Annotated in this window: 33 protein-coding genes; 30 read left to right on the top strand and 3 right to left on the bottom strand. The window is 69.5% G+C overall.

Going from position 1 to position 25,223, the window contains the following annotated elements; all coding sequences use genetic code 11:
- Positions 1-3 precede the first annotated feature (3 nt).
- The 28 genes from rplV to LQF12_RS13010 all read left to right on the top strand — a co-directional run bounded on the left by rplV (position 4) and on the right by LQF12_RS13010 (position 20,330).
- Positions 4-372, top strand: a complete 369-nt coding sequence (gene rplV / locus LQF12_RS13145) for a 50S ribosomal protein L22 (RefSeq protein ID WP_231053367.1) — start codon at positions 4-6, stop codon at positions 370-372.
- Positions 372-1,226, top strand: coding sequence for a 30S ribosomal protein S3 (rpsC, locus tag LQF12_RS13140; RefSeq protein ID WP_231053366.1), 855 nt, complete (start codon positions 372-374; stop codon positions 1,224-1,226). Before rplV ends, rpsC begins: the two co-directional genes overlap by 1 nt.
- Before the next feature lie 3 nt (positions 1,227-1,229).
- Positions 1,230-1,649 carry a 50S ribosomal protein L16 gene (rplP, locus tag LQF12_RS13135; RefSeq protein WP_231053365.1) on the top strand — a complete coding sequence of 140 codons (420 nt, stop codon included), beginning with the start codon at positions 1,230-1,232 and terminating at the stop codon, positions 1,647-1,649.
- Positions 1,649-1,891, top strand: coding sequence for a 50S ribosomal protein L29 (gene rpmC / locus LQF12_RS13130; RefSeq protein ID WP_159622920.1), 243 nt, complete (start codon positions 1,649-1,651; stop codon positions 1,889-1,891). Before rplP ends, rpmC begins: the two co-directional genes overlap by 1 nt.
- Positions 1,892-1,905: 14 nt before the next feature.
- Positions 1,906-2,184 (top strand): 30S ribosomal protein S17, encoded by a 279-nt coding sequence (rpsQ, locus tag LQF12_RS13125; protein WP_231053364.1) that lies wholly within the window; start codon positions 1,906-1,908, stop codon positions 2,182-2,184.
- 103 nt (positions 2,185-2,287) lie between these two features.
- A complete protein-coding gene (rplN, locus tag LQF12_RS13120) occupies positions 2,288-2,656 on the top strand; it encodes a 50S ribosomal protein L14 (protein ID WP_159622922.1) in 369 nt (122 codons plus the stop codon).
- 3 nt (positions 2,657-2,659) lie between these two features.
- On the top strand, positions 2,660-3,004 hold the full coding sequence (rplX, locus tag LQF12_RS13115; RefSeq protein WP_231053363.1) for a 50S ribosomal protein L24: 345 nt from the start codon (positions 2,660-2,662) through the stop codon (positions 3,002-3,004).
- Positions 3,001-3,588, top strand: a complete 588-nt coding sequence (gene rplE, locus LQF12_RS13110) for a 50S ribosomal protein L5 (RefSeq protein WP_231053362.1) — start codon at positions 3,001-3,003, stop codon at positions 3,586-3,588. Before rplX ends, rplE begins: the two co-directional genes overlap by 4 nt.
- Before the next feature lies 1 nt (position 3,589).
- The gene (locus LQF12_RS13105) at positions 3,590-3,775 is read left to right on the top strand and encodes a type Z 30S ribosomal protein S14 (protein ID WP_231053361.1); all 186 of its coding nucleotides are present in this window, start codon (positions 3,590-3,592) and stop codon (positions 3,773-3,775) included.
- A gap of 56 nt (positions 3,776-3,831) precedes the next feature.
- Entirely contained in the window at positions 3,832-4,230 is a 399-nt protein-coding gene (gene rpsH, locus LQF12_RS13100) for a 30S ribosomal protein S8 (RefSeq protein ID WP_159622926.1), read from the top strand.
- A 20-nt stretch (positions 4,231-4,250) separates the two neighbouring features.
- Positions 4,251-4,790: a 50S ribosomal protein L6 gene (gene rplF / locus LQF12_RS13095; RefSeq protein WP_231053360.1), complete on the top strand. Its 540-nt coding sequence runs from the start codon at positions 4,251-4,253 to the stop codon at positions 4,788-4,790.
- A gap of 2 nt (positions 4,791-4,792) precedes the next feature.
- Positions 4,793-5,164, top strand: coding sequence for a 50S ribosomal protein L18 (rplR, locus tag LQF12_RS13090; protein WP_231053359.1), 372 nt, complete (start codon positions 4,793-4,795; stop codon positions 5,162-5,164).
- Positions 5,165-5,201: 37 nt separating this feature from the next.
- Positions 5,202-5,873 (top strand): 30S ribosomal protein S5, encoded by a 672-nt coding sequence (rpsE, locus tag LQF12_RS13085; protein WP_231055607.1) that lies wholly within the window; start codon positions 5,202-5,204, stop codon positions 5,871-5,873.
- Positions 5,870-6,052, top strand: coding sequence for a 50S ribosomal protein L30 (gene rpmD / locus LQF12_RS13080; RefSeq protein ID WP_231053358.1), 183 nt, complete (start codon positions 5,870-5,872; stop codon positions 6,050-6,052). Before rpsE ends, rpmD begins: the two co-directional genes overlap by 4 nt.
- 1 nt (position 6,053) lies before the next feature.
- Positions 6,054-6,545, top strand: a complete 492-nt coding sequence (gene rplO / locus LQF12_RS13075; protein WP_231053357.1) for a 50S ribosomal protein L15 — start codon at positions 6,054-6,056, stop codon at positions 6,543-6,545.
- A 209-nt stretch (positions 6,546-6,754) separates the two neighbouring features.
- Positions 6,755-8,053: a preprotein translocase subunit SecY gene (secY, locus tag LQF12_RS13070; RefSeq protein WP_231053356.1), complete on the top strand. Its 1,299-nt coding sequence runs from the start codon at positions 6,755-6,757 to the stop codon at positions 8,051-8,053.
- Positions 8,050-8,613: an adenylate kinase gene (locus LQF12_RS13065; protein ID WP_231053355.1), complete on the top strand. Its 564-nt coding sequence runs from the start codon at positions 8,050-8,052 to the stop codon at positions 8,611-8,613. Before secY ends, LQF12_RS13065 begins: the two co-directional genes overlap by 4 nt.
- A gap of 5 nt (positions 8,614-8,618) precedes the next feature.
- Positions 8,619-9,440, top strand: coding sequence for a type I methionyl aminopeptidase (map, locus tag LQF12_RS13060; RefSeq protein ID WP_231053354.1), 822 nt, complete (start codon positions 8,619-8,621; stop codon positions 9,438-9,440).
- Positions 9,441-9,512: 72 nt separating this feature from the next.
- Entirely contained in the window at positions 9,513-11,945 is a 2,433-nt protein-coding gene (locus LQF12_RS13055) for a LuxR C-terminal-related transcriptional regulator (protein WP_231053353.1), read from the top strand.
- 76 nt (positions 11,946-12,021) lie between these two features.
- Positions 12,022-14,430, top strand: coding sequence for a LuxR C-terminal-related transcriptional regulator (locus LQF12_RS13050; RefSeq protein WP_231053352.1), 2,409 nt, complete (start codon positions 12,022-12,024; stop codon positions 14,428-14,430).
- Positions 14,431-14,628: 198 nt separating this feature from the next.
- Positions 14,629-14,850, top strand: coding sequence for a translation initiation factor IF-1 (gene infA / locus LQF12_RS13045; RefSeq protein ID WP_231053351.1), 222 nt, complete (start codon positions 14,629-14,631; stop codon positions 14,848-14,850).
- A gap of 78 nt (positions 14,851-14,928) precedes the next feature.
- Complete coding sequence (gene rpmJ / locus LQF12_RS13040) at positions 14,929-15,042, top strand: 50S ribosomal protein L36 (RefSeq protein ID WP_159622945.1); 114 nt, start codon at positions 14,929-14,931, stop codon at positions 15,040-15,042.
- Between the two features lie 152 nt (positions 15,043-15,194).
- The gene (gene rpsM, locus LQF12_RS13035; RefSeq protein ID WP_231053350.1) at positions 15,195-15,572 is read left to right on the top strand and encodes a 30S ribosomal protein S13; all 378 of its coding nucleotides are present in this window, start codon (positions 15,195-15,197) and stop codon (positions 15,570-15,572) included.
- A 72-nt stretch (positions 15,573-15,644) separates the two neighbouring features.
- Complete coding sequence (gene rpsK / locus LQF12_RS13030) at positions 15,645-16,052, top strand: 30S ribosomal protein S11 (protein WP_231053349.1); 408 nt, start codon at positions 15,645-15,647, stop codon at positions 16,050-16,052.
- 121 nt (positions 16,053-16,173) lie between these two features.
- Positions 16,174-17,178, top strand: coding sequence for a DNA-directed RNA polymerase subunit alpha (locus tag LQF12_RS13025; protein ID WP_231053348.1), 1,005 nt, complete (start codon positions 16,174-16,176; stop codon positions 17,176-17,178).
- 36 nt (positions 17,179-17,214) lie between these two features.
- Positions 17,215-17,781: a 50S ribosomal protein L17 gene (gene rplQ / locus LQF12_RS13020; protein WP_231053347.1), complete on the top strand. Its 567-nt coding sequence runs from the start codon at positions 17,215-17,217 to the stop codon at positions 17,779-17,781.
- A 129-nt stretch (positions 17,782-17,910) separates the two neighbouring features.
- Positions 17,911-18,618: an alpha/beta fold hydrolase gene (locus LQF12_RS13015; RefSeq protein WP_231053346.1), complete on the top strand. Its 708-nt coding sequence runs from the start codon at positions 17,911-17,913 to the stop codon at positions 18,616-18,618.
- Positions 18,619-19,001: 383 nt separating this feature from the next.
- A complete protein-coding gene (locus tag LQF12_RS13010) occupies positions 19,002-20,330 on the top strand; it encodes a sugar transferase (RefSeq protein ID WP_231053345.1) in 1,329 nt (442 codons plus the stop codon).
- 2 nt (positions 20,331-20,332) lie between these two features.
- On the opposite strand, the gene LQF12_RS13005 is transcribed toward LQF12_RS13010, so the two are convergent.
- The 3 genes from LQF12_RS13005 to rfbA are packed head-to-tail and all read right to left on the bottom strand — an operon-like array spanning position 20,333 to position 23,615.
- A complete protein-coding gene (locus tag LQF12_RS13005; protein ID WP_231053344.1) occupies positions 20,333-21,748 on the bottom strand; it encodes a sugar nucleotide-binding protein in 1,416 nt (471 codons plus the stop codon).
- Positions 21,748-22,746 (bottom strand): dTDP-glucose 4,6-dehydratase, encoded by a 999-nt coding sequence (gene rfbB, locus LQF12_RS13000; protein ID WP_231053343.1) that lies wholly within the window; start codon positions 22,744-22,746, stop codon positions 21,748-21,750. Before rfbB ends, LQF12_RS13005 begins: the two co-directional genes overlap by 1 nt.
- Positions 22,743-23,615, bottom strand: a complete 873-nt coding sequence (gene rfbA, locus LQF12_RS12995; protein WP_231053342.1) for a glucose-1-phosphate thymidylyltransferase RfbA — start codon at positions 23,613-23,615, stop codon at positions 22,743-22,745. The genes rfbB and rfbA overlap by 4 nt, the downstream gene beginning before the upstream one ends.
- Positions 23,616-23,785: 170 nt before the next feature.
- Here rfbA and LQF12_RS12990 point away from each other — a divergent pair, with 170 nt between their 5' ends.
- Positions 23,786-24,913, top strand: coding sequence for a nucleotidyltransferase family protein (locus LQF12_RS12990; protein ID WP_231053341.1), 1,128 nt, complete (start codon positions 23,786-23,788; stop codon positions 24,911-24,913).
- Between the two features lie 141 nt (positions 24,914-25,054).
- Positions 25,055-25,213, top strand: a complete 159-nt coding sequence (locus LQF12_RS16505) for a lasso RiPP family leader peptide-containing protein (protein WP_354004709.1) — start codon at positions 25,055-25,057, stop codon at positions 25,211-25,213.
- Positions 25,214-25,223: the final 10 nt, after the last annotated feature.

Genomic DNA, 25,223 nt, shown 5'->3' with positions numbered 1-25,223 from the left:
TCGATGGAAGCCAAGGCGCAGGCGCGATTTGTGCGCGTCACGCCCCAGAAGGCCAGGCGAGTCGTGGACATCATCCGCGGTAAGCAGGCCGATGAGGCCGTGGCGGTACTCACGTATGCCCCGCAGGCGGCGGCAGAGACCGTTCGCAAGGTAGTCGAGAGCGCGGTGGCCAACGCCCGAGTGAAGGCGGACCAGGCCTCTCATCCGTTCAACAGCGACGATCTGGTGATCGCCGAGGCGTACGTGGACGAAGGTCCGACGCTCAAGCGGTTCCGCCCCCGCGCGCAGGGTCGGGCGAACCGGATCCTCAAGCGCACCAGCCACATCACCGTGATCGTGGCCGAGCGACAGACCAAGGGAGGGGCTCGCTGATGGGCCAGAAGGTCAACCCCACCGGGTTCCGGCTCGGCATCACCACCGATCACCGTTCCCGCTGGTTCGCTGACTCCACCAAGAAGGGGCAGCGCTACCGCGACTACGTCCGCGAGGACGTGCAGATCCGGAAGCTGATGGCGACCGGTCTGGAGCGGGCCGGCATCGCCAAGGTGGAGATCGAGCGCACGCGTGACCGCGTCCGCGTCGACCTGCACACCGCGCGTCCCGGCATCGTGATCGGCCGCCGCGGCGCGGAGGCCGACCGGCTTCGTGGTGAGCTCGAGAAGCTCACCGGCAAGCAGGTCCAGTTGAACATCCTCGAGGTCAAGAACCCGGAGATCGACGCCCAGCTCGTCGCTCAGGGCATCGCCGAGCAGCTGGCCTCGCGCGTCTCCTTCCGCCGTGCGATGCGCAAGGGCATGCAGTCCGCGCAGCGCGCCGGTGCCAAGGGCATCCGGGTGCAGTGCTCGGGTCGCCTCGGTGGCGCCGAGATGAGCCGGAGCGAGTTCTACCGCGAGGGGCGCGTGCCGCTGCACACCCTGCGTGCGTACGTCGACTACGGCTTCTTCGAGGCCCGCACCACCTTCGGTCGTATCGGCGTGAAGGTGTGGATCTACAAGGGCGACCAGACCGAGCGCGAGTTCGCGCGCGAGCAGGCGACCTCCTCGGGTCCCCGGGGTGGCGCGCGTGGGCGCGGCGACCGTGGCGAGCGCGGCGGCCGTGGCCGTCGTCCCGACGCACGCGGTGGGGCGCAGGGCGGCCCGAGCGGCTCCGCTGCTCCCGCCAACGACTCTTCCGCAACCACCTCCGGCGCCGCGCCCAGCGGTTCCGGTTCCGAGACGGAGGCCTGAGCCATGCTCATCCCCCGGCGCACCAAGCACCGTAAGCAGCACCACCCCAAGCGCTCCGGCAACGCCAAGGGCGGCACGACGATCTCCTTCGGCGACTACGGCATCCAGGCTCTCGAGCCCGCCTACGTCACCAACCGGCAGATCGAGGCCGCGCGTATCGCGATGACCCGGCACATCAAGCGTGGCGGCAAGGTCTGGATCAACATCTTCCCGGACCGTCCGCTGACCAAGAAGCCGGCTGAGACCCGTATGGGTTCCGGCAAGGGGTCACCCGAGTGGTGGGTGGCCAACGTCAAGCCCGGCCGGATCATGTTCGAGCTGGCCGGGGTCAATGAAGAGCTTGCCCGCGAGGCACTGCGTCGCGCGCAGCACAAGCTTCCGATGAAGACGCGTTTCGTGCGTCGCGAGGGTGGTGACGTCTGATGGCTATCGGGTCGAAGGATCTGACGCCGGCCGACCTGGACGGCATGGACACCGAGCGGCTGTCCGCGGAGCTGAAGAAGGCCAAGCAGGAGTTGTTCAACCTGCGGTTCTCCTCGGCCACCGGTCAGCTCGAGGACCACGGACGACTGAAGACCGTGCGGCGCGACATCGCCCGCATCTACACGATCCTGCGTGAGCGCGAGCTGGGTATCCGCACCGCGCCCACCGCGGACGCGAAGTGAACGAGGCGAAGACGATGAGCGAGAACATCACCGAGGCGCCCGAGCGCAAGTACCGTAAGACGCGCCGTGGCTACGTGGTCAGCGACAAGATGGACAAGACCGTCGTGGTCGAGGTCGAGGACCGCGTGAAGCACGCGCTGTACGGCAAGGTCATGAAGCGCACGAACAAGGTCAAGGCGCACGACGAGGACAACTCGGTCGGCGTGGGAGACCTCGTCGAGATCATGGAGACCCGACCGCTGTCGGCCACCAAGCGCTGGCGCGTCGTCGAGATCCTCGACAAGGCCAAGTGACCACCGCCGGGGCCGTCCACACGACGGGCCCGGATGACGACCATCATCCGTTCGGCCAGGCTCGCCCCGGGCGAGAACCGGCACGACGACAGGAGTAGATCGAATGATCCAGCAGGAGTCGCGACTCAAGGTCGCCGACAACACGGGTGCGAAGGAGATCCTCTGCATCCGTGTGCTCGGCGGTTCCGGGCGTCGCTACGCCGGCATCGGCGACACCATCGTCGCCACCGTCAAGGATGCGATCCCCGGCGGCAACGTGAAGAAGGGCGACGTCGTGAAGGCGGTCGTCGTGCGCACGCGCAAGCAGCGTCGTCGTCCGGACGGCTCGTACATCCGCTTCGACGAGAACGCCGCGGTGATTCTCAAGAACGATGGTGAGCCCCGCGGGACGCGCATCTTCGGCCCGGTGGGCCGCGAGCTGCGCGACAAGCGGTTCATGCGCATCGTCTCGCTCGCCCCGGAGGTGTTGTAGACCATGGCAAAGATCAAGAAGGGCGACCTCGTCGTCGTCCTCGCAGGCCGCGACAAGGGCCAGCAGGGCCGCGTGCTCGAGGTGCAGCCGGAGACCAGCCGCGTGGTGGTCGAGGGAGTGCAGCGGGTGCAGCGTCACTCGAAGGTCTCCCAGAGCCAGCGCGGCTCCAAGACGGGCGGCATCGAGACCATCGAGGCCCCGATCCACATCAGCAACGTGATGCTGGTCGACCCGGAGACCAAGAAGGGCACCCGCGTCGGCTACCGCAGCGAGGACGTCGAGCGCGAGGGCCGCACCCGCACGCAGCGGGTGCGCGTGGCCAAGCGCTCCGGTAAGGACATCTCATGAGCACCGTGACCAACGAGGCAGCCGCCGAGGGTGTCGCCACCCTGCCGCGGCTGAAGGCGAAGTACCGCGAGGAGATCCTCCCGGGCCTGCGCGAGGAGTTCAACCACGCGAACGTGCACCAGGTCGGCGGCCTCACGAAGGTGGTCGTCAACATGGGTGTCGGTGACGCGGCGCGCGACTCGAAGCTGATCGAGGGCGCGGTGCGGGACCTGACCCTGATCACCGGGCAGAAGCCGAGCGTGACCAAGGCCCGCAAGTCGATCGCGCAGTTCAAGCTGCGCGAGGGTCAGCCGATCGGTACGCACGTGACGCTGCGCGGGGACCGCATGTGGGAGTTCCTCGACCGTCTGCTGACGCTGGCGCTGCCGCGCATCCGCGACTTCCGCGGGCTGTCCTCGAAGCACTTCGACGGCAACGGCAACTACACCTTCGGTCTGACGGAGCAGTCGATGTTCCACGAGATCGACCAGGACAAGATCGACCGCGTGCGCGGTATGGACATCACGGTCGTGACCACGGCGACCACCGACGACGAGGGCCGCTCGCTGCTGCGACGCCTCGGCTTCCCGTTCAAGGAGGACTGACGTGGCCAAGACCGCTCTGATCCAGAAGGCCAACCGCAAGCCCAAGTTCGCGGTGCGTTCCTACACCCGGTGCCAGAAGTGCGGACGCCCGCACTCGGTGTACCGCAAGTTCGGCCTGTGCCGTGTGTGCCTGCGTGACATGGCACTCGCCGGCCAGCTCCCCGGCGTGACCAAGAGCAGCTGGTAAATCGACTACGTCGAAGGTCCGACTAGGAAACCGCGACGAGGAAGGGCATCAGCCCGATGACAATGACTGACCCCATCGCCGACATGTTGACGCGGTTGCGCAACGCGAACTCGGCGTTCCACGAGACGGTTTCCATGCCGTACTCCAAGCTCAAGTCCCACATCGCGGAGATCCTGCAGGCGGAGGGCTACATCAGTGGCTGGACCGTCGAGGATGCCGAGGTGGGTAAGACCCTCTCGCTCCAGCTGAAGTTCGGCCCGAACCGTGAGCGTTCGCTCGCGGGCGTGCGCCGGGTCTCCAAGCCGGGGCTGCGGGTGTACGCGAAGTCGACCAACCTGCCCAGGGTGCTCGGCGGACTCGGGGTGGCGATTCTGTCTACCTCGTCAGGTCTGCTGACGGACAAGCAGGCAGCCAAGAAGGGCGTAGGTGGGGAAGTCCTCGCCTACGTCTGGTGATCGAGGGAGGAGCCACAAGTATGTCTCGCATCGGCAAGATCCCCGTCGCCGTGCCCCAAGGGGTGGACGTGGCCATCGACGGCCAGGCCGTCACGGTCAAGGGACCCAAGGGCACGCTGTCGCACCACGTCCCCGCTCCGATCACCGTCTCCCGGGACGATGACGGCGGGATCGTCGTCACCCGCCCGGACGAGGAGCGCGAGTCGCGCTCGTTGCACGGGCTGACCCGGACGCTCATCGCCAACTGCGTGCAGGGCGTCACCGAGGGGTATGAGAAGAAGCTCGAGATCGTCGGCACCGGGTTCCGTGTGCAGGCCAAGGGCTCGGACCTGGAGTTCGCTCTCGGGTTCTCCCACCCCGTCACCGTGACCCCGCCGGAAGGCATCACGTTCGCCGTCGAGTCGCCCACCAAGTTCTCGGTCTCCGGGATCGACAAGCAGGTGGTCGGTGAGGTAGCGGCGAACATCAGGAAGATCCGCAAGCCCGAGCCGTACAAGGGCAAGGGCGTGCGGTACGCGGGCGAGCAGGTCCGCCGCAAGGTCGGAAAGGCTGGTAAGTAGCCATGGCTGTGTCCATCAAGGGCAAGGGCAAGCGGACCGCACGGGCCCGTCGTCACCTCCGGGTGCGCAAGCGCATCACCGGCACCACCCAGCGTCCGCGCCTGGTCGTCAACCGCTCGGCACGCCACATCGTGGCGCAGCTGGTCGACGACAGCGCGGGTGTGACCGTGGCGTCGGCCTCCTCGCTCGAGGCGGACCTGCGGGCCGACTCCGGCGACAAGACCGCCAAGGCGCGCCGCGTCGGTGAGCTGGTCGCGAGCCGCGCCAAGGCCGCCGGTTTCTCCTCGGCGGTGTTCGACCGCGGCGGCAACAAGTATCACGGGCGAGTCGCGGCAGTGGCCGACGGCGCCCGCGAGGGAGGGCTGTCCCTGTGACCGTCCCTCAGCACACCAACGAGCAAAGGATCGCATGATGGCTGCTCCTCAGCGCAGCAGGACCGGTACGTCCGCCGGCGCCGGCGGCGGCGAGCGCACCAACGACCGTCGTGACAATCGTCGCGGCGGGGGCGACAACCGCCGCGGCGACGACCGCAACACCTTCGTCGAGCGCGTGGTGACGATCAACCGCGTCTCCAAGGTCGTCAAGGGCGGTCGCCGGTTCTCCTTCACGGCCCTGGTCGTGGTGGGGGACGGCGACGGAACCGTCGGCGTCGGCTACGGCAAGGCCAAGGAGGTGCCGGCGGCGATCGCCAAGGGTGTCGAGGAGGCGAAGAAGAACTTCTTCAAGGTCCCGATGATCCAGAAGACGATCCCGCACACGGTGCAGGGTGAGGAGGCCGCGGGTGTCGTACTCCTGCGTCCGGCCTCCCCGGGTACGGGAGTCATCGCCGGAGGCCCGGTGCGTGCGGTCCTGGACTGCGCCGGCATCCACGATGTGCTGAGCAAGTCGCTCGGCTCGGCGAACGCGATCAACATCGTCCACGCCACCATCGCCGGCCTCAAGGCCCTCGAGCAGCCCGAAGCAGTGGCGGCCCGGCGAGGCCTGCCGCTCGACGAGGTCGTGCCGCACGCGCTGCTGCGCGCGCAGGCCGCCGGCCGGGCCGCCAGCGGCGCCGACAAGGAAAGCACCGAGGTGGCCTCATGACGCAGCTCAAGGTGACCCAGAAGAAGTCCGTCATCGGCGGCAAGCAGAACCAGCGTGACACGCTGCGCTCGCTCGGTCTCAAGCGGATCGGCGACACCGTGGTGAAGGAGGACCGTCCCGAGGTCCGCGGCATGGTCACCACAGTGGCGCACCTTGTCACTGTCGAGGAGGTTGACTGACATGGCCGAGAAGAAGAGCGGGGCATCCGGCGACAACGCCGCCGGGCACGCGCCCCTGAAGGTCCACCACCTGCGCCCGGCACCGGGCTCGCACACCGCCAAGACCCGTGTAGGTCGCGGTGAGGGTTCGAAGGGTAAGACGGCCGGACGAGGCACCAAGGGCACGAAGGCCCGCTACCAGGTGCCCGCCGCGTTCGAAGGTGGCCAGACGCCGCTGCACATGCGGTTGCCGAAGCTGCGCGGCTTCAAGAACCCGTTCCGGATCGAGTACCAGGTGGTGAACCTGGACAAGCTCAGTACTCTCTATCCCGAGGGTGGGGCGGTCACGGTCGAGGACCTCGTCGCGAAGGGCGCCGTCCGCGGCGGCCGTCCGGTGAAGGTGCTCGGCACCGGTGAGGTGAGCGTCAAGCTCGACATCACCGGGATCAGCGCCGTCTCGGCGTCCGCCAAGGACAAGCTGGTCGCTGCTGGAGGCAGCGTCGAGCTCGCCTGAGGCCTGCATGAACTCTTCGAGGACGGCGGCGTGGGAATGCTCCCGCGCCGCCGTCCTCGTCTGACGCCATGGTCGTGTCCATGGCCTGGCGTCTGCCGGACCGATCCGCGGCGCCGATGCCGTACGGTAGGCAGTCGGTACCTGTCATTTGTTCGCCGGGGCTGGTGGCGTCGGCCTCGAGAACCCTCTGATCCCTCCCAGGAGGACCATTGCTCAGCGCATTCGTCCGCGCGTTCCGAACGCCGGATCTGCGGCGGAAGCTGCTCTTCACGCTCGGGATCATGGCCATCTTCCGGCTCGGCTCGTTCGTTCCGACTCCGGGGATCGACTACACCAACGTCCGGGCCTGTACCGAGCCGGGGACGGACGGCAGTGTTCTCGGGCTGGTCAACCTGTTCAGTGGCGGCGCGCTGCTGCAGCTGTCGGTCTTCGCCCTCGGGGTGATGCCCTACATCACTGCCAGCATCATCGTGCAGTTGCTGCGCGTGGTCATCCCTCGCTTCGAGGCGTTGCACAAGGAGGGGCAGTCGGGCACGGCGGTGCTCACCCAGTACACGCGCTACCTGACCATCGGTCTGGCAATCCTGCAGGCGACCACCATCATCACCGTGGCGCGGTCGGGCAACCTCTATCAGGGCTGCACCCTGGACATCCTGGTGGATGACTCGGTCGTGACGATCCTGTTGATGATCCTGACGATGACCGCGGGTACGGGCCTGATCATGTGGCTCGGTGAGCTGATCACCGAGCGCGGCGTCGGCAACGGGATGTCGCTGCTCATCTTCACCTCGATCGCCTCGAGCTTCCCGTCGGCGTTCCGCCAGATCCAGCTCGCCGAGGACGGCCTGATCAAGCTGGCGATCTTCGTCGTCATCTCGCTGCTGGTGATCGGCCTGATCGTGTTCGTCGAGCAGTCCCAGCGCCGGATCCCGGTGCAGTACGCCAAGCGCATGGTGGGCCGGCGCATGTACGGCGGCTCGAGCACCTACATCCCGATCAAGATCAACATGTCCGGCGTCATCCCGGTCATCTTTGCCTCCTCGCTGATGGCGCTGCCGGTGCTGGCTGCGCAGTTCGTCGAGGACCAGACGACCCCGTGGGTGCAGTGGGTGGCGAGCAACCTCGCCGATCCCGGCCAGAACATCTACATCGCGGTCTACGTGGTGCTGATCGTCTTCTTCGCCTTCTTCTACACCTCGATCACGTTCAACCCGGATGACGTGGCCGACAACATGAAGCGCTACGGCGGCTTCATCCCCGGGATCCGGGCCGGCCGGCCCACGGCCGAGTACCTGCAGTACGTGATCACCCGGATCACGACGGCGGGCGCCATCTACCTGGCCATCGTCGCGCTGATCCCGACGATCGCGTTCAAGCTGATGGGAATCAGCACGACGATCCCGTTCGGTGGCACCTCGCTGCTCATCCTCGTGAGCGTGGGGCTCGAGACGGTCAAGCAGATCGACTCCCAGCTCCAGCAACGGCACTACGAAGGGTTCCTGCGATGACGAACACCCGGCTGGTCCTGCTCGGCCCGCCCGGAGCCGGCAAGGGCACCCAGGCGGCGCGCCTGGCGGAGCACCTCGGGGTTCCGGCGATCTCGACCGGGGACATCTTCCGCCGCAACGTCGCCGACAGGACCGAGCTGGGCCAGCTCGCGCAGAAGTACATGGACGCCGGCGAGTACGTCCCGGACGAGGTGACCAACAAGATGGTCGCCGGCCGGCTCGCGGAACCGGACGCCGTCGACGGTTTCCTGCTGGACGGGTACCCGCGCACCGCGGCACAGGTGAGCGAACTGGACAGCATGCTGGCCGGCCGTGGCCTGACCCACGTGATCGAGCTGACCGCCGACACCGACGAGGTGGTGCAGCGCCTGCTCAACCGTGCACGCGAGCAGGGTCGCGCCGACGACACCGAGTCGGTCATCCGCCGGCGTCTCGAGGTCTACGCCGAGCAGACGGCGCCGCTCGTGGACGTCTACGCCGAGCGCGGTCTGCTCGTGCAGGTCGACGGCATGGGCCCGGTCGACGAGGTCACCGAGCGCCTCACGGCCGCGCTCGCCTGAGCACCGTGTTCGGGCGGCCCTCGATCGAACTGAAGACGGCGGACCAGATCCGCCGGATGCGCCGAGCCGGGCTCGTGGTCGCCGACGTGCACGACGCCGTGCGGGCCTCCATCAGCCCGGGGGTGCGCACGCGGGACCTCGATGCCATCGCGCGCGAAGTCCTCGCCGACGCCGGGGCGCGCTCGAACTTCCTGGGTTACCACGGGTTCCCCGGCGTCCTGTGCGTCTCGGTCAACGACGAGGTCGTTCACGGCATCCCCGGTGACCGGGTCCTGCAGGACGGTGACGTGGTCTCCGTCGACGCCGGCGCCGTCGTCGAGGGATGGCACGGCGACGCCGCCTTCACCGCCGTGGCCGGCGCCGCAGATGCAGCCGACGCCGACCTGATCGCCGTGACCGAGTCGGCGATGTGGGACGGCATCGCGGCGCTGGCGGGCGGAGGCCGGCTGGGCGTCGTCGGTGACGCCATCGAGGACGCGATCACAGCCTCCGGTGCCTCCTACGGGATCGTGCGCGACTACGTCGGGCACGGCATCGGGCGCGCCATGCACCAGCCACCGGACGTCCTCAACTACCGGTCGACCCAGCGCGGGCCGAAGATCAGACCGGGCCTGTGCCTGGCCGTCGAGCCGATGATCGCCCGGGGCGAGGCGGAGACCGAGGTGCTGGAGGACGAGTGGACGGTCGTCACCGTCGACCGGTCCCGTGCCGCTCACGTCGAGCACACCGTGGCAGTGCATGCGGACGGGCTCTGGGTGCTGACCGCACGCGACGGGGGTGCGCGGGCCCTGGGCCGGCGAGGCGTGGCGGTGGCGCCGCTCGAGTGAGCGGCCCTCATCCGCACGTGCATGTGGGCGCCTGGTGCTAGCGTCACTCCATGAGCCCGGGAGGTGAGGACGATGGCGCTGCCAAGACCGCAACGTCCTCGCGGTGTCCCGCGACTCCCGCAGGATGCTGAGGTCCCTGCCGGCGTTCTGGAGCGTCTGGCCTCACAGTATCCTCTGACGGTCATCCGGGGCCCGCGGGGGTACGGCAAGACCAGTGCCCTGCTGCGATGGTTCGACACCAGCGCCGACCGGCCGCGGACCGTCTACGCTGCTCTGACCACCGCGAGCAACGACGGTGCCGGCTTCTGGGATGAGCTCGCAGCCGTCCTGGTGGGGGCCGGATTGCTCGAGTCCTCCACGCACGCGCACACCGGTGTCTCCCAGTTGCTCCGCACCTGCGCCGAGCCCTTGCTGCTGGTCATCGACGATATGCACGAGGCAGGACTGCACCACGAACCGGCGGAGATCGACGACGAGCTCGTCGACCTACTCAAGCACAACGAGCGCTTCTTCCTCGTCGTCGCCGGGCGCACGTTGCGCCCGCTCGAGACGACCGGAACGCTGTCGGTCGATGCTGTGGTGATCGGCCCGGATGACCTTCGGCTCACGGGGGACGGGGTCTTCCGACTGGCCCAGCGACTCGGAGCCCACATCACCAAGGATGAGGCACAGCAGGTGGCAGTGGAACTCGGAGGCTGGCCCTCCGCCGTCCGAGCCGGCTTGGTGCGCTCCAACGGCAACGGTGGCCCGGTGACGATCGACCGGGACACCGTCGAGCACTACGTGGCCACGATGGTGCGCGACCTGCGCTTCGAGAAGGTCCGCGCCTTCCTGCTCCGCACCGCGATCCCGGACGACTTCGACCTGGACATCGCGCGCGAGATCGTCACCGAGGGCAACATCGCCCGACTACTGCGCAACGTCCTGATGGCCGGCCTGATCACCGAGCGGGGCACAGTGGCGGGACCGCGCTACTCCTACGCACCGGCAATCCGGTCGGCGCTGAGGCGGATGGTCCGCGAGCACCACCCGCAGCTGGAGGTCGAGGTCCATCATGCGTTGATGCGCCACGCCGAGCGCCGACAGGTGCCGGCGCAGGTGCTCGAACACGCGGCGAGGGCAGGGGAGTGGGAGCGGGCGCTCGACGTGCTCGAGCAGGACTGGGACCGCTTGCTTATGGAGGAGCCGCTGTTGCTCGGGCGAGTGGCACGGATGTTCCCTGCGCCGCTGGTGGCGGAGAACGCTCGCCTGCGGGTGGCGGTGGAGCACCTGGACGCTGACGTTGTCCCCGACCAGCGCCATAGTTGGCGCCGTACCGTGGACTCGCCCACGTTGCACGCCGAGGTGCTCTGGCAGCACGCCGGTCTCCTCGGTCCTGGTCGGGAGGGTCGCGACGAGTCGACCGTGCAGCTGGTCCTGCTGGAATGGGGCGTGGCGAGCACGCTGCAAGGTGACCTCGACGTCGCACTGTACGCCTTCTCGCAGGCCCGCGCGGTCGCCCTGCTCGATCACTCCAACGCGCATGCCGCCCGGTTGGGGGCGACCGGTCTGGCGCTCGTGCACGCGGTGCTGGGCGAGGTCTCCACCGCGCGGCGATGGTTGGCCGAGCTCGACAGTGACGACGTCCAGGACGACGGGGTCGTCGCTGAGACTGCCGCGGTGGCCCGGGCGCTGGCCAGCGTGGACGAGGCGAGCGAGGACGCGGCGGAGCGGGTCGCGGACCTGCCGGAGCGCCGGCATCGGGACGAACTGTGGGCGTTGACCATCTTCGTACGCGCGCACCATGCGGTCCTGGTGGGCGCACGGGATCAGATCGTCTCGGTCACGAACGAGCTCCGAGCGGCCGTGAGGTACCTGCGCCGCGGCTCCCGTGCGGAGGTGTTCCTCACCGAGGCGTTGGTGGAAGCGTTGTTGCGCGTCGGCATCTCGGATGTGGCGCAGCAGGTGGCCGCCCGGGTCGAGCCCCCGGAGCTGATCTGCGTCAGCCACATGAAGATCGCGCTCGACGAGCACGCCTACGACGAGGTGATCCGGCAGGGGGCCGAAGCGTTGCGCTCGGGCGCGCTCACGCAGCGCTACACCATGGAGTGCTACGTGCTGCTCGCCGCAGCTCACCACGCCATCCGGCAGACCAGCCGGGCGGCCGAGGCGTTCAGCGCCGCGGTTGGACTCGCACGGGAGACGGGGCAGCGGCGTCCCTTCCTGTTGATGGGCCGGGCGGCGTTCCTGGCGCTTGCTGCCGGTGATCCCGACGAGCTCGCGCTGTGGCCCGGGTCGCGCACGGCCACCAGCGCGCCTCCATCCGCCGTGGTCGACGGGTTGACCTTCCGCGAGGCCCAGGTGCTCGGGGCCCTCGCGGAGCATTCCGGGGCCGTGGGGATCGCCCACGAGCTCGGCCTCTCGGTCAACACCGTCAAGACCCACCTACGCGCCGTGTACAAGAAGCTGGGGGCGAGCAACAGGGGTGAGGCGCTGCTCGCCCTGCGCCGGGGGACGGCGCCGTGAACGCGGCGATGCTGCCGGCGTGGCCAGGCGGAGGGGACCAGCTACGGCACGTGGGAACGCAGCGGGTCGGTTCCTGATGGCTGCCCCGATCCGACCGGGGCCGATGCTTCCACGCACACCCGGCGTCGTCGTCGTCCCGACGGCGCTCGCGCAGGCTCTCTCAGGCGGCGCGCCGATGGTGGTCCTGCGGGCTCCACCCGGCTGGGGTAAGACCACGACGATGGCGAGCTGGCTGAGGCGGTCGGCCGCGCAGGGAGAGGCCGTCGCCTGGATCACCGTCCCCGCCGGGTCGACCCGCGGACAGTTCTGGAGCCTGCTGCGCCACGGTCTCGGCCTGCCCGGCGCCAGCGAGGGTGGGCAGGCTGTCCCACCGGACGGTGCAGCTCTCGATGGGCTGGTCGTGGGACCGGGTGGCTCGGTGCACCTGGTCGTGGACGACTTCCACCACGTCACCGATACCACGGTCGATCGGGAACTGGTCGAGATCCTGCGCGTGGCTGGCACTCTCCGGCTGACCGTGCTCTCGCGGGTGGCCCGACCGGTCGAGGCGCTGGCCGAGACCGATCTGGACGGCGTCTCCTTGCGTGCCCGTGACCTTGCGCTCGGTGGCCCGGCCGTGGCCGAGCTCGCCCGGGGCCTGCATTCGCCCCTCGATCCGGAGAGCGCCGAGACCCTGGCCCGGGATCTCGGGGGGTGGCCGGTGCTCGTGCGTATGGCCCTGCGCCATGGCCTCCTCGACCGGCGGGGCGATCCGCAGTCGATCCTTCCCTACCTGGAGGCTCTGCACGAGGAGAAGGAACCGCGCCGGTTGCTGGACATGGTGATGCGAGCCTCGCTCACCGAGACCCTGGATCCTGGCATCGCCCAGGCCCTCTTCGAGTCCTGGACCTCACCGCACGCGGTGATCGAGGCGCTGGCCGACGCCGGACTGATCGGCCCCTCGGGTGGTGTCCCGGACACCGTACGTCTGGCAGCCGCCGGCCTTTTCGCCGACCTGCACCCCGCGGCCGCCCGAGCGGCACACCAGGCCGCGGCCCACCTGCGCGAACGTGACGGGGACCTCGCCTCGGCGCTGCATCACGCCAGCCGCGCGGGCGACGCCGGTCATGTCGAGGCACTGCTGACCGACCACTGGAGCGAGCTGAGCGCGCGACCCGTACTGGTCCGCGCCGCGCTCGACATCCTCCCGCCGGAGGTGGCCGAGAGTAGGGCAGAACTCGCCCTGCTGCGTGAGTCGAGCCGCGCCCGCGATCCATCCTGGCAGGGCCTCGAGCTGGGTCTGCCCCGCGCGCAGGCGTTGCGGCTGCCCCAGCTGTTGACTCAGTACGCCGTGCACCGCCTGGCCCGCGTGGATCCCATCGGCGCCGAGCGCGCCGCACAGACAGCGGTGCAGGTGGCCGAGCGGGCGGCGCTGCCGCAGGAGCGGCGGCACGGTCTCGTACACCGCGCACTCGCACTGGCGATGCTCGGGAAGCGGCGCGAGGCCGGCCGCGCGCTGCAGGCCGCCGCGGAGATCGGGACGATCGCGACGATCGCGCCCCGGGAGCCGGCCCTGCGCGCGCTCGCGGGCTGTGTGCTCGACCTCGACGGTGGCGTGGACGTGCGATGGCCCACCGACGAGCTCGACGACCTCCTCGACCCGGCCGACAGCGACGAGGCCGAGCTGCTGGTGCTCGCCGACCTCCTGCGGATCGCCACCCGGGAGGGTCGGTCCGGTCCCGACCTGGTGGCCATGCTGGAGGCGCAGTGGGAGGCCATGGCCGACCGGGCCGAGCCGAGCCTGGCGGCCACGGTCGTCTACGCCGTCTGGGCCGACGTGCTGGTCCTGAACGGCGACCTGGAGCACGGGCTGGAGCTGGTCGCGCACCCGCCTGCCTCGGTGGCCGGTGTGGATCCGGTGCTCGCACGCCTAGCCTTCTACGCCGGCGACTTCGATCGGGCGCTGCACCATGCCGCGGACTGTGAGCACTGGATCGCGAGCCACCCGCGGCGGGCGCTGGACCTCCTGCTCGTGCGCTGCTGTGCCCAGCTGCGGACCGGCCAGGACTCCGCCGCGGCGACCTCGTTGCATCTCGCGGCTGCCGTGGGCGAGATGCACGATCTCATCCGGCCCTTCCGCGCGGTTCCCAGCGCCGACCTGCTGCTCATCGCCGAGAGCTCGAGTCGGTTGACCGCCTACTTGCGTCGCTGCGGTGTCGCCTCCGGCGAGGACCTGTTCCCGCCGCCGCTGGAGCGGGTGCCACTGAGCGCGCAGGAGATCAAGGTACTCGAGGCGCTCGCGACGGGGCAGACGCTCTCGAGGATTGCTCAGCGCCTCTACGTCTCCTCCAACACGGTCAAGTCCCATCTGAGAGCGATCTACAGCAAGCTCGGCGTCCACACGAGGGAGGCCGCCGTCCTTCGAGCGCGGACGTCCGGGCTGCTGGCGGCGGATCAGGGCCGCGATCCCGACGGCGGGAGCGCTAGCACTCCTGAGCCGATGTGAGCGGGACCGCACTGTTCGGGTCAGTCCGCGGTTACTCATTCCGGCCGTGATGGAGTAGGATCGCTCGTTGGGCGTGCTCTGCCGTGACGTCCGCGACACATCGCTCGACTCGTCCTGGGGGCGGATCGACCGTGGGGTGCCGCGGAGGTCGCGAGGAGTGCGGCCGGTGTCAGAACAGCACTGCAGATAGTGGAGGACATGGGTAAGAAGGACGGTGTCATCGAGATCGAGGGCAGTGTGGTCGAGGCTCTGCCGAACGCGATGTTTCGCGTGGAGCTCAGCAACGGTCACAAGGTTCTCGCTCACATCTCGGGCAAGATGCGACAGCACTACATCCGGATCCTCCCCGAGGACAGGGTGGTGGTCGAGCTGAGCCCGTATGACCTGACCCGCGGCCGCATCGTCTACCGCTACAAGTAATCCACCCTCCGAGCACGCCGGTCCCGGCGCCGCGGCCCTGACGGGTCCGGTGAGTCGCGCCCGGCAAAGGAACCCATCATGAAGGTCAAGCCGAGCGTCAAGAAGATCTGCGACAACTGCAAGGTCATCCGTCGTAGCGGGACCGTGCGCGTGATCTGCACGAACCTGCGCCACAAGCAGCGCCAGGGCTGAGAGCCCGACCGCGTCACCTCCCGGTGACGCACTCCACAAGCGCATCGTCGCCCGCCGAACCCGGCGGGTCCACCCCCGGTCGGAGGCCGGGGCCCGGGGTAGCCCGGGGTGATGGTGCGAACGACCTCCGCGACTCACAGGAGTGAGAACGAATGGCACGACTCGTCGGTGTCGACCTCCCCCGCGACAAGCGGCTCGAGGTGGCACTCACCTACATCTTCGGCGTCGGGCGCACGCGCGCGGCCGAGACCTTGAAGGCGACCGGGCTCAGCCCGGACCTGCGTGTGAAGGATCTGGGCGACAACGACGTCGTCGCCCTGCGTGACTACCTCGAGGCGACCTACCAGCTGGAGGGTGACCTGCGGCGTGAGATCGCCGCGGACATCCGCCGCAAGGTCGAGATCGGGGCCTACCAGGGCCTGCGTCACCGTCGCGGCCTGCCCGTGCACGGCCAGCGCACGAAGACCAACGCACGCACTCGTAAGGGTCCCAAGCGGACCGTCGCCGGCAAGAAGAAGGCCGGTCGCTAGTAGTCCGCTCCCGGGCTGCCCGACACCGCCGGCCCGGCCGGACCGACGACCTCACGAAGAAAGAGAACGCACATGCCTCCCAAGACTCGCCAGGCGACCGCCGCGCGCAAGCCGCGCCGCAAGGAGAAGAAGAACGTCTCCCAGGGCAACGCCTACATCAAGTCCACGTTCAACAACACCATCGTCTCGATCACCGACCCCTCCGGCGCCGTGATCTCCTGGGCCTCCTCCGGCCAGGTCGGCTTCAAGGGGTCGCGCAAGTCGACCCCCTTCGCCGCTCAGCTCGCCGCCGAGGCCGCGGCCCGCAAGGCGCAGGAACACGGCATGAAGAAGGTCGACGTGTTCGTCAAGGGTCCGGGTTCCGGCCGCGAGACCGCCATCCGGTCGCTGCAGGCGACCGGACTCGAGGTGGGCTCGATCCAGGACGTCACCCCGCAGGCGCACAACGGTTGCCGCCCGCCGAAGCGCCGCCGCGTCTGACCCGCTTGCGGCGGCTCGCCGAGCCAGCGCACCAGCACAGCAGGACCCTCTCTCCCGGACGGATGGGTGAGGGGAAACCCGCGACGTCATATAGCGGACGTCCGCCGAAAGGACACACACCGTGCTCATTGCACAGCGCCCCACCCTGACCGAGGACGTCGTCGACGAGTACCGCTCGCGCTTCGTCATCGAACCGCTCGAGCCGGGCTTCGGCTACACGCTCGGCAACAGCATGCGCCGCACGCTGCTCTCCTCGATCCCCGGCGCCGCCGTGACCAGCATCCGCATCGACGGTGTGCTGCACGAGTTCTCCACGATCCCCGGGGTCAAGGAGGATGTCACCGAGATCATCCTGAACATCAAGAACATCGTGGTCTCCTCCGAGAACGACGAGCCGGTCGTGATGTACCTGCGCAAGCAGGGCCCCGGGACGATCACCGCGGCCGACATCACCCCGCCTGCGGGGGTCGAGGTCCACAACCCCGAGCTGCACATCGCCACCGTCAACGCCAAGGGCAAGGTGGAGATCGAGCTGACCGTGGAGCGGGGTCGCGGATATGTCTCGGCGGCCCAGAACAAGCCGTTCGACGCCGAGATCGGCCGCATCCCGGTGGACTCGATCTACTCGCCGGTCCTCAAGGTGACCTACAAGGTCGAGGCAACCCGTGTGGAGCAGCGCACCGACTTCGACCGGCTGATCGTCGACGTCGAGACCAAGCGGTCCATGGCACCGCGGGACGCGCTCGCCTCCGCCGGCAAGACGCTGGTCGAGCTCTTCGGGCTGGCCCGCGAGCTCAACGTCGAGGCCGAGGGCATCGAGATCGGCCCGTCGCCGACGGACTCGGCACTGGCCGAGGACCTCGCCCTGCCGATCGAGCAGCTCGACCTGACGATCCGCTCCTACAACTGCCTCAAGCGTGAGGGGATCCACACCGTCGGCGAGCTGGTCGCCCGCAGTGAGGCGGACCTCCTCGACATCCGCAACTTCGGCGCGAAGTCGATCACCGAGGTCAAGGAGAAGCTGGTCGGACTCGGCCTGTCCCTCAAGGACAGCCCCGCCGACTTCGATCCGACGCTCGTGGCCAGCGCTTACGACGACGGCGACGACTTCGACGCCTACAACTGAGCAGCCGGCCCCATCAAGAAGAACTGAGGAAACATTATGCCCAAGCCCACGAAGGGTCCTCGCCTCGGTGGCGGACCGGCGCACGAGCGGCTGATGCTGGCGAACATGGCCCAGTCCCTGTTCGAGCACCAGAGCATCCGCACCACGGAAGCCCGCGCGAAGCGCCTGCGCCCGCTTGCCGAGCGGCTGATCACGAAGGCCAAGCGCGGTGACCTGCACGCCCGTCGCCAGGTGCACGCCGTGCTGTCCCGCAAGGACGTCGTGCACGTCCTGTTCGCGGACATCGCGCCGGCGATGGCCGAGCGGGAGGGTGGCTACACCCGCATCACGAAGATCGCCCCTCGCAAGGGTGACAACGCACCCATGGCCGTCATCGAGCTCGTGATGGAGCCGCTGAGCCCCAAGCAGGCCACGGTCGCCGAGGCCGAGGGCGCCACCAAGCGCGCGGTCAAGGAGGACGCTGCGGCCGACGAGGCCGCTGCGGAGACCACCGCGAGCAGCGACGACCAGGTCGAGGACGCCGCGAGCAGCGACGACGAGGACACCACGGCTCAGGCCGAGGGGTCCGACGAGACCGCGGAGGAGTCCACCGACTCCAAGTGAAAGATGTCCTCCTCGTGAGGATCGCGAGGTGGCTGCGGACCTGACCGGTCTGCGCCGCCTCCCGAAGGGCCCGGCCGGGATGACCTCCCGGCCGGGCCCTTCGCTGTGCCGGACCGGTACAGTCCTGATGTGGCTGCGACGGTGGTGCTCGTGCACGGGATCCGGAGTTCGCGCAGCATGTGGGACGGCGTCGAGCGCCGCTTGCGCGAGCGGGACATCCCGGTGATCTCGGCCGACCTGCCCGGCCATGGCGCCCTGATCGACACCCCCTTCACCCTCGACGGATGCGACCGGGTGCTCGACCGTGCGGCCTCCGATGCCGGCGGCCCGATCGTGCTGGCCGGGTTGTCGCTCGGGGGGTATCTCGCGCTCCGGTGGGCCGCCCGCACCCGGATGCCGGTGCTGGGCGTCGTGGCCGCCTCGTGCAGTGCTGAGCCCCGCGGGCTGCCCTTGGCCGGCTACCAGGCGCTCGCCGCTGTCATCGCGCGGCTGCCGGACCGCGGTCTGGCGCTGCACCGGGTGATGGCGCGCCTCGTCCTCGGGGAGGAGGGTGCGCGGGAGGTCTCGGCCGGCGGTGTGGCGCTGGACGCCATGGTGCCGGCGCTTCGCGCGATGCGGGACGTGCGCCCCCTGGCCGATCTCGCGCGGCTGGAGGTCCCGGTCTGGCTGGTCAACGGCGGATGGGACCACTTCCGGTTCGACGAACGCCGTTTCGCAGCGGCGGCACCACTCGCGCGGCTGGTCCGCGTGCCACGTGCCGGCCATATCGTCTCGGTCGATCAGCCCGAGATCCTCGCCCGCCTGATCCACTCCCTGACGGTGATCGTCTCCCGCTAGCGCGCTCCCGGCACGAGCGGCTCACCTCACCCTGGCGTCGCCCTCCATCACCCTGGACGGCGTGCGCCTCATACCGCGCGTTCACCTCGTCTTCACCCGTGCCAGCGGCGGGCCCACCTGCTTGAGTGTCAGTGAGCCGCTCGGACCTCGTTCCCCTGAACGCCGGGCGTGACTCCAGGTGCGAGCGAGGGAGGTGAGACGGTGTGTCGCTTGACCAGGTGATCAAGGTCGGCGTGCATCGTTCGTCTCGCGGGTCGGTGCTTTCCCCCGGGCCTACCGTCCCGATCTCACTGGCTGAACTGAGGACCGGCGCTCGTTCGACGATCGAGCCAGAACGCACCTGGAGTCACGCGTACCGGTGGGCACTGCCCATCGGCGACGCCATGATCGCAGCCCTCATGATCGCGATCGCGATGCGGTCCTCCGTGGCATCGGTGGGACTGCTGATCGGTGGCCCGACCGGCGCCGGTCTCGTGTTCGCGGCCGCGATCGCAATGGTCCACGGATATGACAGCCGCCGCGCGATGATGGGTAGCGACCGCTATCGCGGCGTCCTCCGGGCAGGATGGGCATGGGCCTCATTGCTGATCGGTCTCGCCTTCCTGGGGTCGGTCGAGGTACCGCCGGTGCCACTGGTGGCCGCCATCGCCGGCACCCTGGCTGCTGTCGTCCTGAGCCGGCGGGTGCAACTGGCGCTGCTCAGGCGTCGCCGTCGTCGCGGGCACTCGCTCCGGCGGACTCTGCTCGTCGGGGCTCCTGGGCAGCTGGACCCGCTCGTCGACCTCTTCCGTTCGGATCCGGAGCTCGGCTTCGAGATCATCGGGGCCAGTCTGCCGGCGGCCCCTGCGCGGGACGGCGACTGGCGAGGCGCGCCGGTGCTGGGCACCCTTGAGCGGGTGACCGACATCGTGGTCGAGCACGGCATCTCGACGGTCGTCGTCGCGGCGGGCACCGTCAGCGCCGTCGAGCTGCGCAGACTCTGCTGGCAGCTCGAGCGCCACCACATCGAGCTGGTCGTCGCCCCGCACATGGACGACGTCGTACGTGAGCGCGTCAGGCTCCACTCGGTCGGCGGAACTCCGCTCCTCACCGTCGACATCGGGGCTGGCCGGCCCAGGCGGGCCGCGAAATCGGTCCTCGACCGCACCCTCGGCGTGGTGCTGTTCGTCATGGCGCTGCCGGTACTGGCCATCAGCGCGGTGCTCGTACGGGCCTCCTCACCGGGGCCGGCGTTCTACCGGCAGACGCGCACCGGCTTGGACGGAGCGCCCTTCACCATGATCAAGCTGCGCACGATGCATGTGGACGCCGACAGGGCCCGGGCCGCGCTGCTGGCGTCGAGCGAGGGCAACGCGGTCCTGTTCAAGATGCGCGAGGACCCCCGGGTCACACCGGTGGGCAGGCTGCTCCGGCGGATGTCCATCGATGAGCTGCCCCAGCTGTGGAACGTGGTCCGCGGGGACATGTCGCTGGTCGGCCCGCGCCCCCCGCTCGGTGAGGAGGTCGCCACCTACGATCACGACGCCATCCAGCGGCTGCGGGTCAAGCCCGGGCTGACCGGCCTGTGGCAGGTCAGCGGCCGGTCGGATCTGTCGTGGGCCCAGTCGCTGCGGCTGGATCTGCGGTATGTCGACAACTGGAGCGTGATGATGGATCTGACCATCCTGTGGCGGACCGTCCGAGCAGTCCTCGGGGGTAGGGGAGCGTACTGACCTCACTGGTGGACGTTGGGGGCGAGATAGCGCACGAGCGCGGCATCGGTGTCGGTGGGCCGGAAGCCGCTCGCGGTGATCTTGGTGAGGTCGAGCACGCTGCTGGTGGGGCGCGGAGCGGTCGGCTGGGGCGCATCGGCGAGGTACTGCGACGTCGTCACCTCGGTGACTCGTGCCGGGTCGTGCCCGCTGAGGCGGAACACCGCCTGGGCGATCTCGGCCCAGGAGCGCACCTGGCCGGATCCGGTGACGTTGTAGGTGCCGAACGGGGCGCCGGTGGTCATCAGGTGCGTGATGGCCGCGGCGATGTCATCGGCGAGGGTGAGCCGGCCCCACTGGTCACCCACCACCCGCGGATCGACGCCGGCGGCAGCGAGACGCTGCATGGTGCGCACGAAGTTGTGGCCGTCTCCGAGGACCCAGGAGGTCCGGATGATGTAGTGCCGCGGTGTCGTGGCGGCGGCGAGCTCGCCGGCGGCCTTGGTCTGCCCGTACACACCCATCGGGCTCACCGGCGCATCCTCCAGGTACGGCGGCGCAGTTCCGTCGTAGACGTAGTCGCTGGACAGGTGCACGAGGGTGAGGCGGTGGTCGGTGGCGATGCGGGCGAGGCGGCCGACGGCGGTGGCATTCGCCTCCCACGCGGCTCGGCGCCCTTCGTGCGTCTCTGCCGCATCGACACCGGTGAAGGCGGCGGCGTTGACCAGGACTCCACAGTCCTGCCACGGGCGGGCGCCGGCGAGCCCGGTGTCGGTGAGGTCCAGCTGGGAGCGAGTCGTGTACTCGACCGAGGGGACCTCGCCCCACCGGCTCCGCAGGGCGCGGCCGATCTGACCGTCGGCGCCGAGCACCAGAGTCCTGCGCGCCGGGAGGGGCGTGACCCGCGCGAGCGGAGGGTGGTGACGGTCCTTGTCCGAGATCTCGGCTCGCGAGAGCGGGATCGGCCAGCGGATCCCGACGGTGGCATCGGCGAGGTCGAGGACGGTGTAGGTGGCCTCCGCCCGCCAGTGGCCGTTGACCAGGTAGGTGTAGGCCGTCCCCGCCTCGAGGGTCTGGAAGGCGTTGCCCACGCCACGGGGGACGAAGACGGCGCGGGACGGATCCAGCTCGGCGGTGACGAGCCGGCCCAGCCCCGGGCCCTCGCGCAGGTCGACCCAGGCGCCGAAGACGCGGCCGCTCGCGACCGAGACCCACTTGTCCCACGGTTCGGCGTGGATGCCGCGGGTGGTGCCGGCACGGTCGTTGAAGGAGACGTTGTGCTGCACCGGACCGAAGTCCGGCAAGCCGAGGGCGAGCATCTTCTCCCGCTGCCAGTTCTCCTTGAACCAGCCCCGGCTGTCCGCCCGCACCGGTAGCTCGACCAGCAGCAACCCCTCGATCGGGGTGGTGGACAGGCCCAGCTCCTTGTCCAGGTCCATCACTGTCCGTGCTTGGCGTAGAAGGCCTCGGTGTCCTCCTTGGACGGCGCCCACCACGCCTCGTGCGTGCGGTACCAGTCGATCGTCGACGCCAGGCCTCGCTCGAAATCGCCGAAGCGGGGTCGCCACCCCAGCTCCGTGCGCAACTTGGTCGCGTCTATCGCGTACCGCTGGTCGTGGCCGGGCCGGTCGGCCACCTGGTCGTAGGCCTGGGCAGGGCGCCCCATCAGGGCCAGCACCAGTTCGACGACCTCGCGGTTGGAGCACTCCCCGTCCGCGCCGATCAGGTAGGTCTGGCCGGGCCGGCCCGTCTCGAGGATCGCGAGCACCGCCGAGGAGTGGTCCTCGACGTGGATCCAGTCCCGCACGTTCCGGCCTCCGCCGTAGAGCTTGGGCCGGAGGCCGCGGAGCACATTCGTGATCTGCCGGGGGATGAACTTCTCCACATGCTGGTACGGCCCGTAGTTGTTCGAGCAGTTTGAGATGGTGGCCCGGACGCCGAAGGACCGGCACCACGCGCGCACCAGCATGTCGCTCCCGGCCTTGGTGGAGGAGTAGGGGGAGGAGGGGTTGTAGGCGGTGGTCTCCGTGAACCGCTCCGGCGAGTCGAGCTCGAGGTCGCCGTAGACCTCGTCGGTCGAGATGTGATGCAAGCGCGTGTTGTGGCGCCGGACCGCTTCCAGCAGGGTGAACGTGCCGACCACGTTCGAGTGCAGGAAGATCCTCGGATCCCGCAGGGAACGGTCGTTGTGGGACTCGGCGGCGAAGTGCACCACGGCGTCGCAGTCACCGACGAGGCCGTCGACGAGGCGAGCGTCCGCGACGTCACCGTGCACGAAGCGCACGCGATCCGCGGGCAGGCCCGCCAGCGAGGCGCGGTGGCCGGCGTAGGTCAGGGCATCGAGCACCGCGACCTCGTGGTCGGAGTGCTCGATCACGTGACGGACGAAGTTCGCCCCGACGAAGCCGGCCCCCCCGGTCACCAGCAGCCGCATCACCGGCCCTCCCGCTCGAGCAGTTCGAGCAGGTAGGAGCCGTAGCCGGAGCGCCGCAGCCCCGCTGCCCGGGCCCGCAGCTCGTCGTCGGTCAGGAAGCCCTTGCGCCACGCCACCTCCTCCGGGGCGCCGATCTTCAGACCGGTGCGACGCTCCATCGTGCGGACGTAGTCCCCGGCATCGGTCATCTGGTCGAAGGTCCCGGTGTCGAGCCAGGCGGTGCCCCGCGGCAGCACGTGCACCTGCAAGCGGTCCCGCTCGAGGTAGGCGCGATTGATGTCGGTGATCTCGTACTCCCCACGGGCGCTGGGCCGGGCCTGCCGGGCGAGCTCGAGGACGTCGTTGTCGTAGAAGTACAGACCGGGGACCGCGTAGTTGCTCGCGGGCTCGGCCGGCTTCTCCTCGAGCGAAGTCGCGTGGCCGTCGGCGTCGAAGCCGACCACGCCGTAGGAGCGCGGATCGCTGACCCAGTACGCGAAGACAGCCGCGCCGTCGATGTCGGTGAAGCGGGAGAGGCGGGTACCGAGGCCGGGACCGTACAGCAGGTTGTCACCCAGGATGAGCGCGACCCGGTCCGCGCCGATGAAATCGGCGCCGATCACGAAGGCCTGCGCGAGCCCGTCCGGTGAGGGCTGGTGGGCGAAGGTCAGGGAGATGCCGAACTGCGATCCGTCGCCGAGCAGCCGCTCGAAGCTCGCGGCCTCGTGCGGGGTGGTGATGACCAGGATGTCCCGGATGCCGGCGAGCATGAGCGTCGAGAGCGGGTAGTAGACCATCGGCTTGTCGTAGACCGGGAGCAGCTGCTTGGACACCCCGATCGTGAGGGGGTGCAGACGCGTGCCCGACCCACCCGCGAGGATGATGCCTTTCACAGCCTCCCCCTTCCCTGGGGATGAGCGGTGCCCTGGTCGGCAGGATAGCGCCGGAGCGGCGGCCGCGTACCGAACTTCCGCACACCGTTGCCCCACCGGTCAGCCGGGCCATGACCTAGTCTGACCCGCACAGCGCCGGCCGGCGTGGCGGGAGCGGAGGAGCAGCTGCGATGTGGAGCGGTACCGCGAGCAGGCAGCAGCACGCGATCTCCCACAGCCTCGTCTCGATCGCCCGGGGCGAGACCCCCGCCCTCGCGCGCGAGGTCGCCGCCGATCCGGAGGAGTTCCTCGGCGCCGTGCGGTTCCACCGGCTGGCACCCCTGGCCCACGTCCTCCTCCGCGACAGCCAACCCGCGCTCGGGCACCTGCTCCGGCCGGACCGGGACCGGGCGGCGGCGATGCATCTGCACGTCACCACGTTGCTGGGGCACGTCGGTGACCTGCTCGACGGCGTCCCCTGGGCGGTGTTCAAGGGTCCGGTCCTGTCCGAGCTCGCCCACCCCGTCGTGGGCCTGCGCAGCTACAAGGATCTCGACCTGCTCGTCGCCGCCGGCGATCTGCGGACGGTCAGCACGCGGTTGCGGGAGGCGGGATGGACGGTTGCCGACTTCGACGACATGCTGCGCAATCCTCAGGCGCCGGGTGAGATGCACTGGCGGAGCCCGTCTGGCGTGCTCGTGGATCTGCACTGGTCCATGATCAACATGGCCGAACGTCGCCGGACGCTCGCCGTGCCCACCGAGCAGCTGCTCGCCCGGCGGGTGCCGATCCGTCTCGGCTTCTCCACCGGGTGGACGCTCGACCCGGAGGACGGCTTCATCCACGTCTGCCTGCACGCCGCGTTGACCGGCGCCAATCGGCTGCTCTACCTGGTGGACGCGCAACGGATGGCGGCACGCGTCACCGACTGGGGCGAGGTCGGACGACGGGCCCGTGCCTGGAAGGTGGCGCCGCACGTCTGCCTCGTGCTGCTCCGCGCCCGCGACACGCTCGGCGGCGACCTCCCGGAGGAGATGGGACGCACCCTGCCCATGTCCTGGGCGTTCCGGGCGCTCACTGCCGGTGTCGGGCGCCTCGCCCCCGTCGATCGGGCGCGACAGGAGCCGGGACTGGCCCGCCTCGTCGCCCGGGCGGTAGCACCGGGGGCGGCCCGGACCGCCGCCGGCTCGTCTCGCAGCGTCGTCCGGCACGTGCTGGTCCGGAGGCCCCCAGTGCCCGGCGACCGAGTCCTGGCCGATGACCGTGCGCTCGAGCTCTACCTCGCGCGGGTCGAGGCGGCGGCCGGTCCGGGGTGCTGAACCGGCGCCCTCACCCCGGGGTGAGGGCGGACGAGCCGGTTTTTTCACCCCTGGATCACCCGGGTGCGAGAACCCCGTTGCTCCTAGTGTCGAACTCACCGCTTGGGCGTCCGCCCAGGAGGCGTGGCCCGAACCACGAGCATGAAGGGTAGAGGACGCATGGGAAAATATGAGGCTCCCACGCTCACCGAAGTGGGTAGCGTGCGCGAGATGACTCTGGGCGGGGCGAACCTGCAGGACTGGTCGGATGAGATCCGGCTCTGGAGGATCACCCTGCCGGCACCGGGTGAGTTCAGCTGATCACCCACTG

Origin of the sequence: Ruania suaedae (genome assembly GCF_021049265.1) — a bacterium.
In the GTDB taxonomy this organism is placed as follows: Bacteria; Actinomycetota; Actinomycetes; order Actinomycetales; family Beutenbergiaceae; genus Ruania; species Ruania suaedae.
This window is presented reverse-complemented; position numbering and strand designations above follow the sequence as displayed.

Bases quoted from the DNA above. Each gene is read 5' to 3' on its own strand.
- rplR (WP_231053359.1), top strand. From the start codon at position 4,793: ATGGCTGTGTCCATCAAGGGCAAGGGCAAGCGGACCGCACGGGCCCGT.
- rpsE (WP_231055607.1), top strand. From the start codon at position 5,202: ATGGCTGCTCCTCAGCGCAGCAGGACCGGTACGTCCGCCGGCGCCGGC.
- rplV (WP_231053367.1), top strand. From the start codon at position 4: ATGGAAGCCAAGGCGCAGGCGCGATTTGTGCGCGTCACGCCCCAGAAG.
- rplE (WP_231053362.1), top strand. From the start codon at position 3,001: ATGAGCACCGTGACCAACGAGGCAGCCGCCGAGGGTGTCGCCACCCTG.
- rpsK (WP_231053349.1), top strand. From the start codon at position 15,645: ATGCCTCCCAAGACTCGCCAGGCGACCGCCGCGCGCAAGCCGCGCCGC.
- rplO (WP_231053357.1), top strand. From the start codon at position 6,054: ATGGCCGAGAAGAAGAGCGGGGCATCCGGCGACAACGCCGCCGGGCAC.
- rpmD (WP_231053358.1), top strand. From the start codon at position 5,870: ATGACGCAGCTCAAGGTGACCCAGAAGAAGTCCGTCATCGGCGGCAAG.
- rplF (WP_231053360.1), top strand. From the start codon at position 4,251: ATGTCTCGCATCGGCAAGATCCCCGTCGCCGTGCCCCAAGGGGTGGAC.
- LQF12_RS13010 (WP_231053345.1), top strand. From the start codon at position 19,002: ATGATCGCAGCCCTCATGATCGCGATCGCGATGCGGTCCTCCGTGGCA.
- infA (WP_231053351.1), top strand. From the start codon at position 14,629: ATGGGTAAGAAGGACGGTGTCATCGAGATCGAGGGCAGTGTGGTCGAG.
- rpsQ (WP_231053364.1), top strand. From the start codon at position 1,906: ATGAGCGAGAACATCACCGAGGCGCCCGAGCGCAAGTACCGTAAGACG.
- rpsH (WP_159622926.1), top strand. From the start codon at position 3,832: ATGACAATGACTGACCCCATCGCCGACATGTTGACGCGGTTGCGCAAC.
- rplP (WP_231053365.1), top strand. From the start codon at position 1,230: ATGCTCATCCCCCGGCGCACCAAGCACCGTAAGCAGCACCACCCCAAG.
- LQF12_RS12990 (WP_231053341.1), top strand. From the start codon at position 23,786: ATGTGGAGCGGTACCGCGAGCAGGCAGCAGCACGCGATCTCCCACAGC.
- rpsM (WP_231053350.1), top strand. From the start codon at position 15,195: ATGGCACGACTCGTCGGTGTCGACCTCCCCCGCGACAAGCGGCTCGAG.
- rplN (WP_159622922.1), top strand. From the start codon at position 2,288: ATGATCCAGCAGGAGTCGCGACTCAAGGTCGCCGACAACACGGGTGCG.
- rpmJ (WP_159622945.1), top strand. From the start codon at position 14,929: ATGAAGGTCAAGCCGAGCGTCAAGAAGATCTGCGACAACTGCAAGGTC.
- LQF12_RS13065 (WP_231053355.1), top strand. From the start codon at position 8,050: ATGACGAACACCCGGCTGGTCCTGCTCGGCCCGCCCGGAGCCGGCAAG.
- LQF12_RS13050 (WP_231053352.1), top strand. From the start codon at position 12,022: ATGGCTGCCCCGATCCGACCGGGGCCGATGCTTCCACGCACACCCGGC.
- rplQ (WP_231053347.1), top strand. From the start codon at position 17,215: ATGCCCAAGCCCACGAAGGGTCCTCGCCTCGGTGGCGGACCGGCGCAC.
- LQF12_RS16505 (WP_354004709.1), top strand. From the start codon at position 25,055: ATGAAGGGTAGAGGACGCATGGGAAAATATGAGGCTCCCACGCTCACC.
- LQF12_RS13005 (WP_231053344.1), bottom strand. From the start codon at position 21,748: ATGGACCTGGACAAGGAGCTGGGCCTGTCCACCACCCCGATCGAGGGG.
- rpmC (WP_159622920.1), top strand. From the start codon at position 1,649: ATGGCTATCGGGTCGAAGGATCTGACGCCGGCCGACCTGGACGGCATG.
- rpsC (WP_231053366.1), top strand. From the start codon at position 372: ATGGGCCAGAAGGTCAACCCCACCGGGTTCCGGCTCGGCATCACCACC.
- rplX (WP_231053363.1), top strand. From the start codon at position 2,660: ATGGCAAAGATCAAGAAGGGCGACCTCGTCGTCGTCCTCGCAGGCCGC.
- LQF12_RS13055 (WP_231053353.1), top strand. From the start codon at position 9,513: ATGGCGCTGCCAAGACCGCAACGTCCTCGCGGTGTCCCGCGACTCCCG.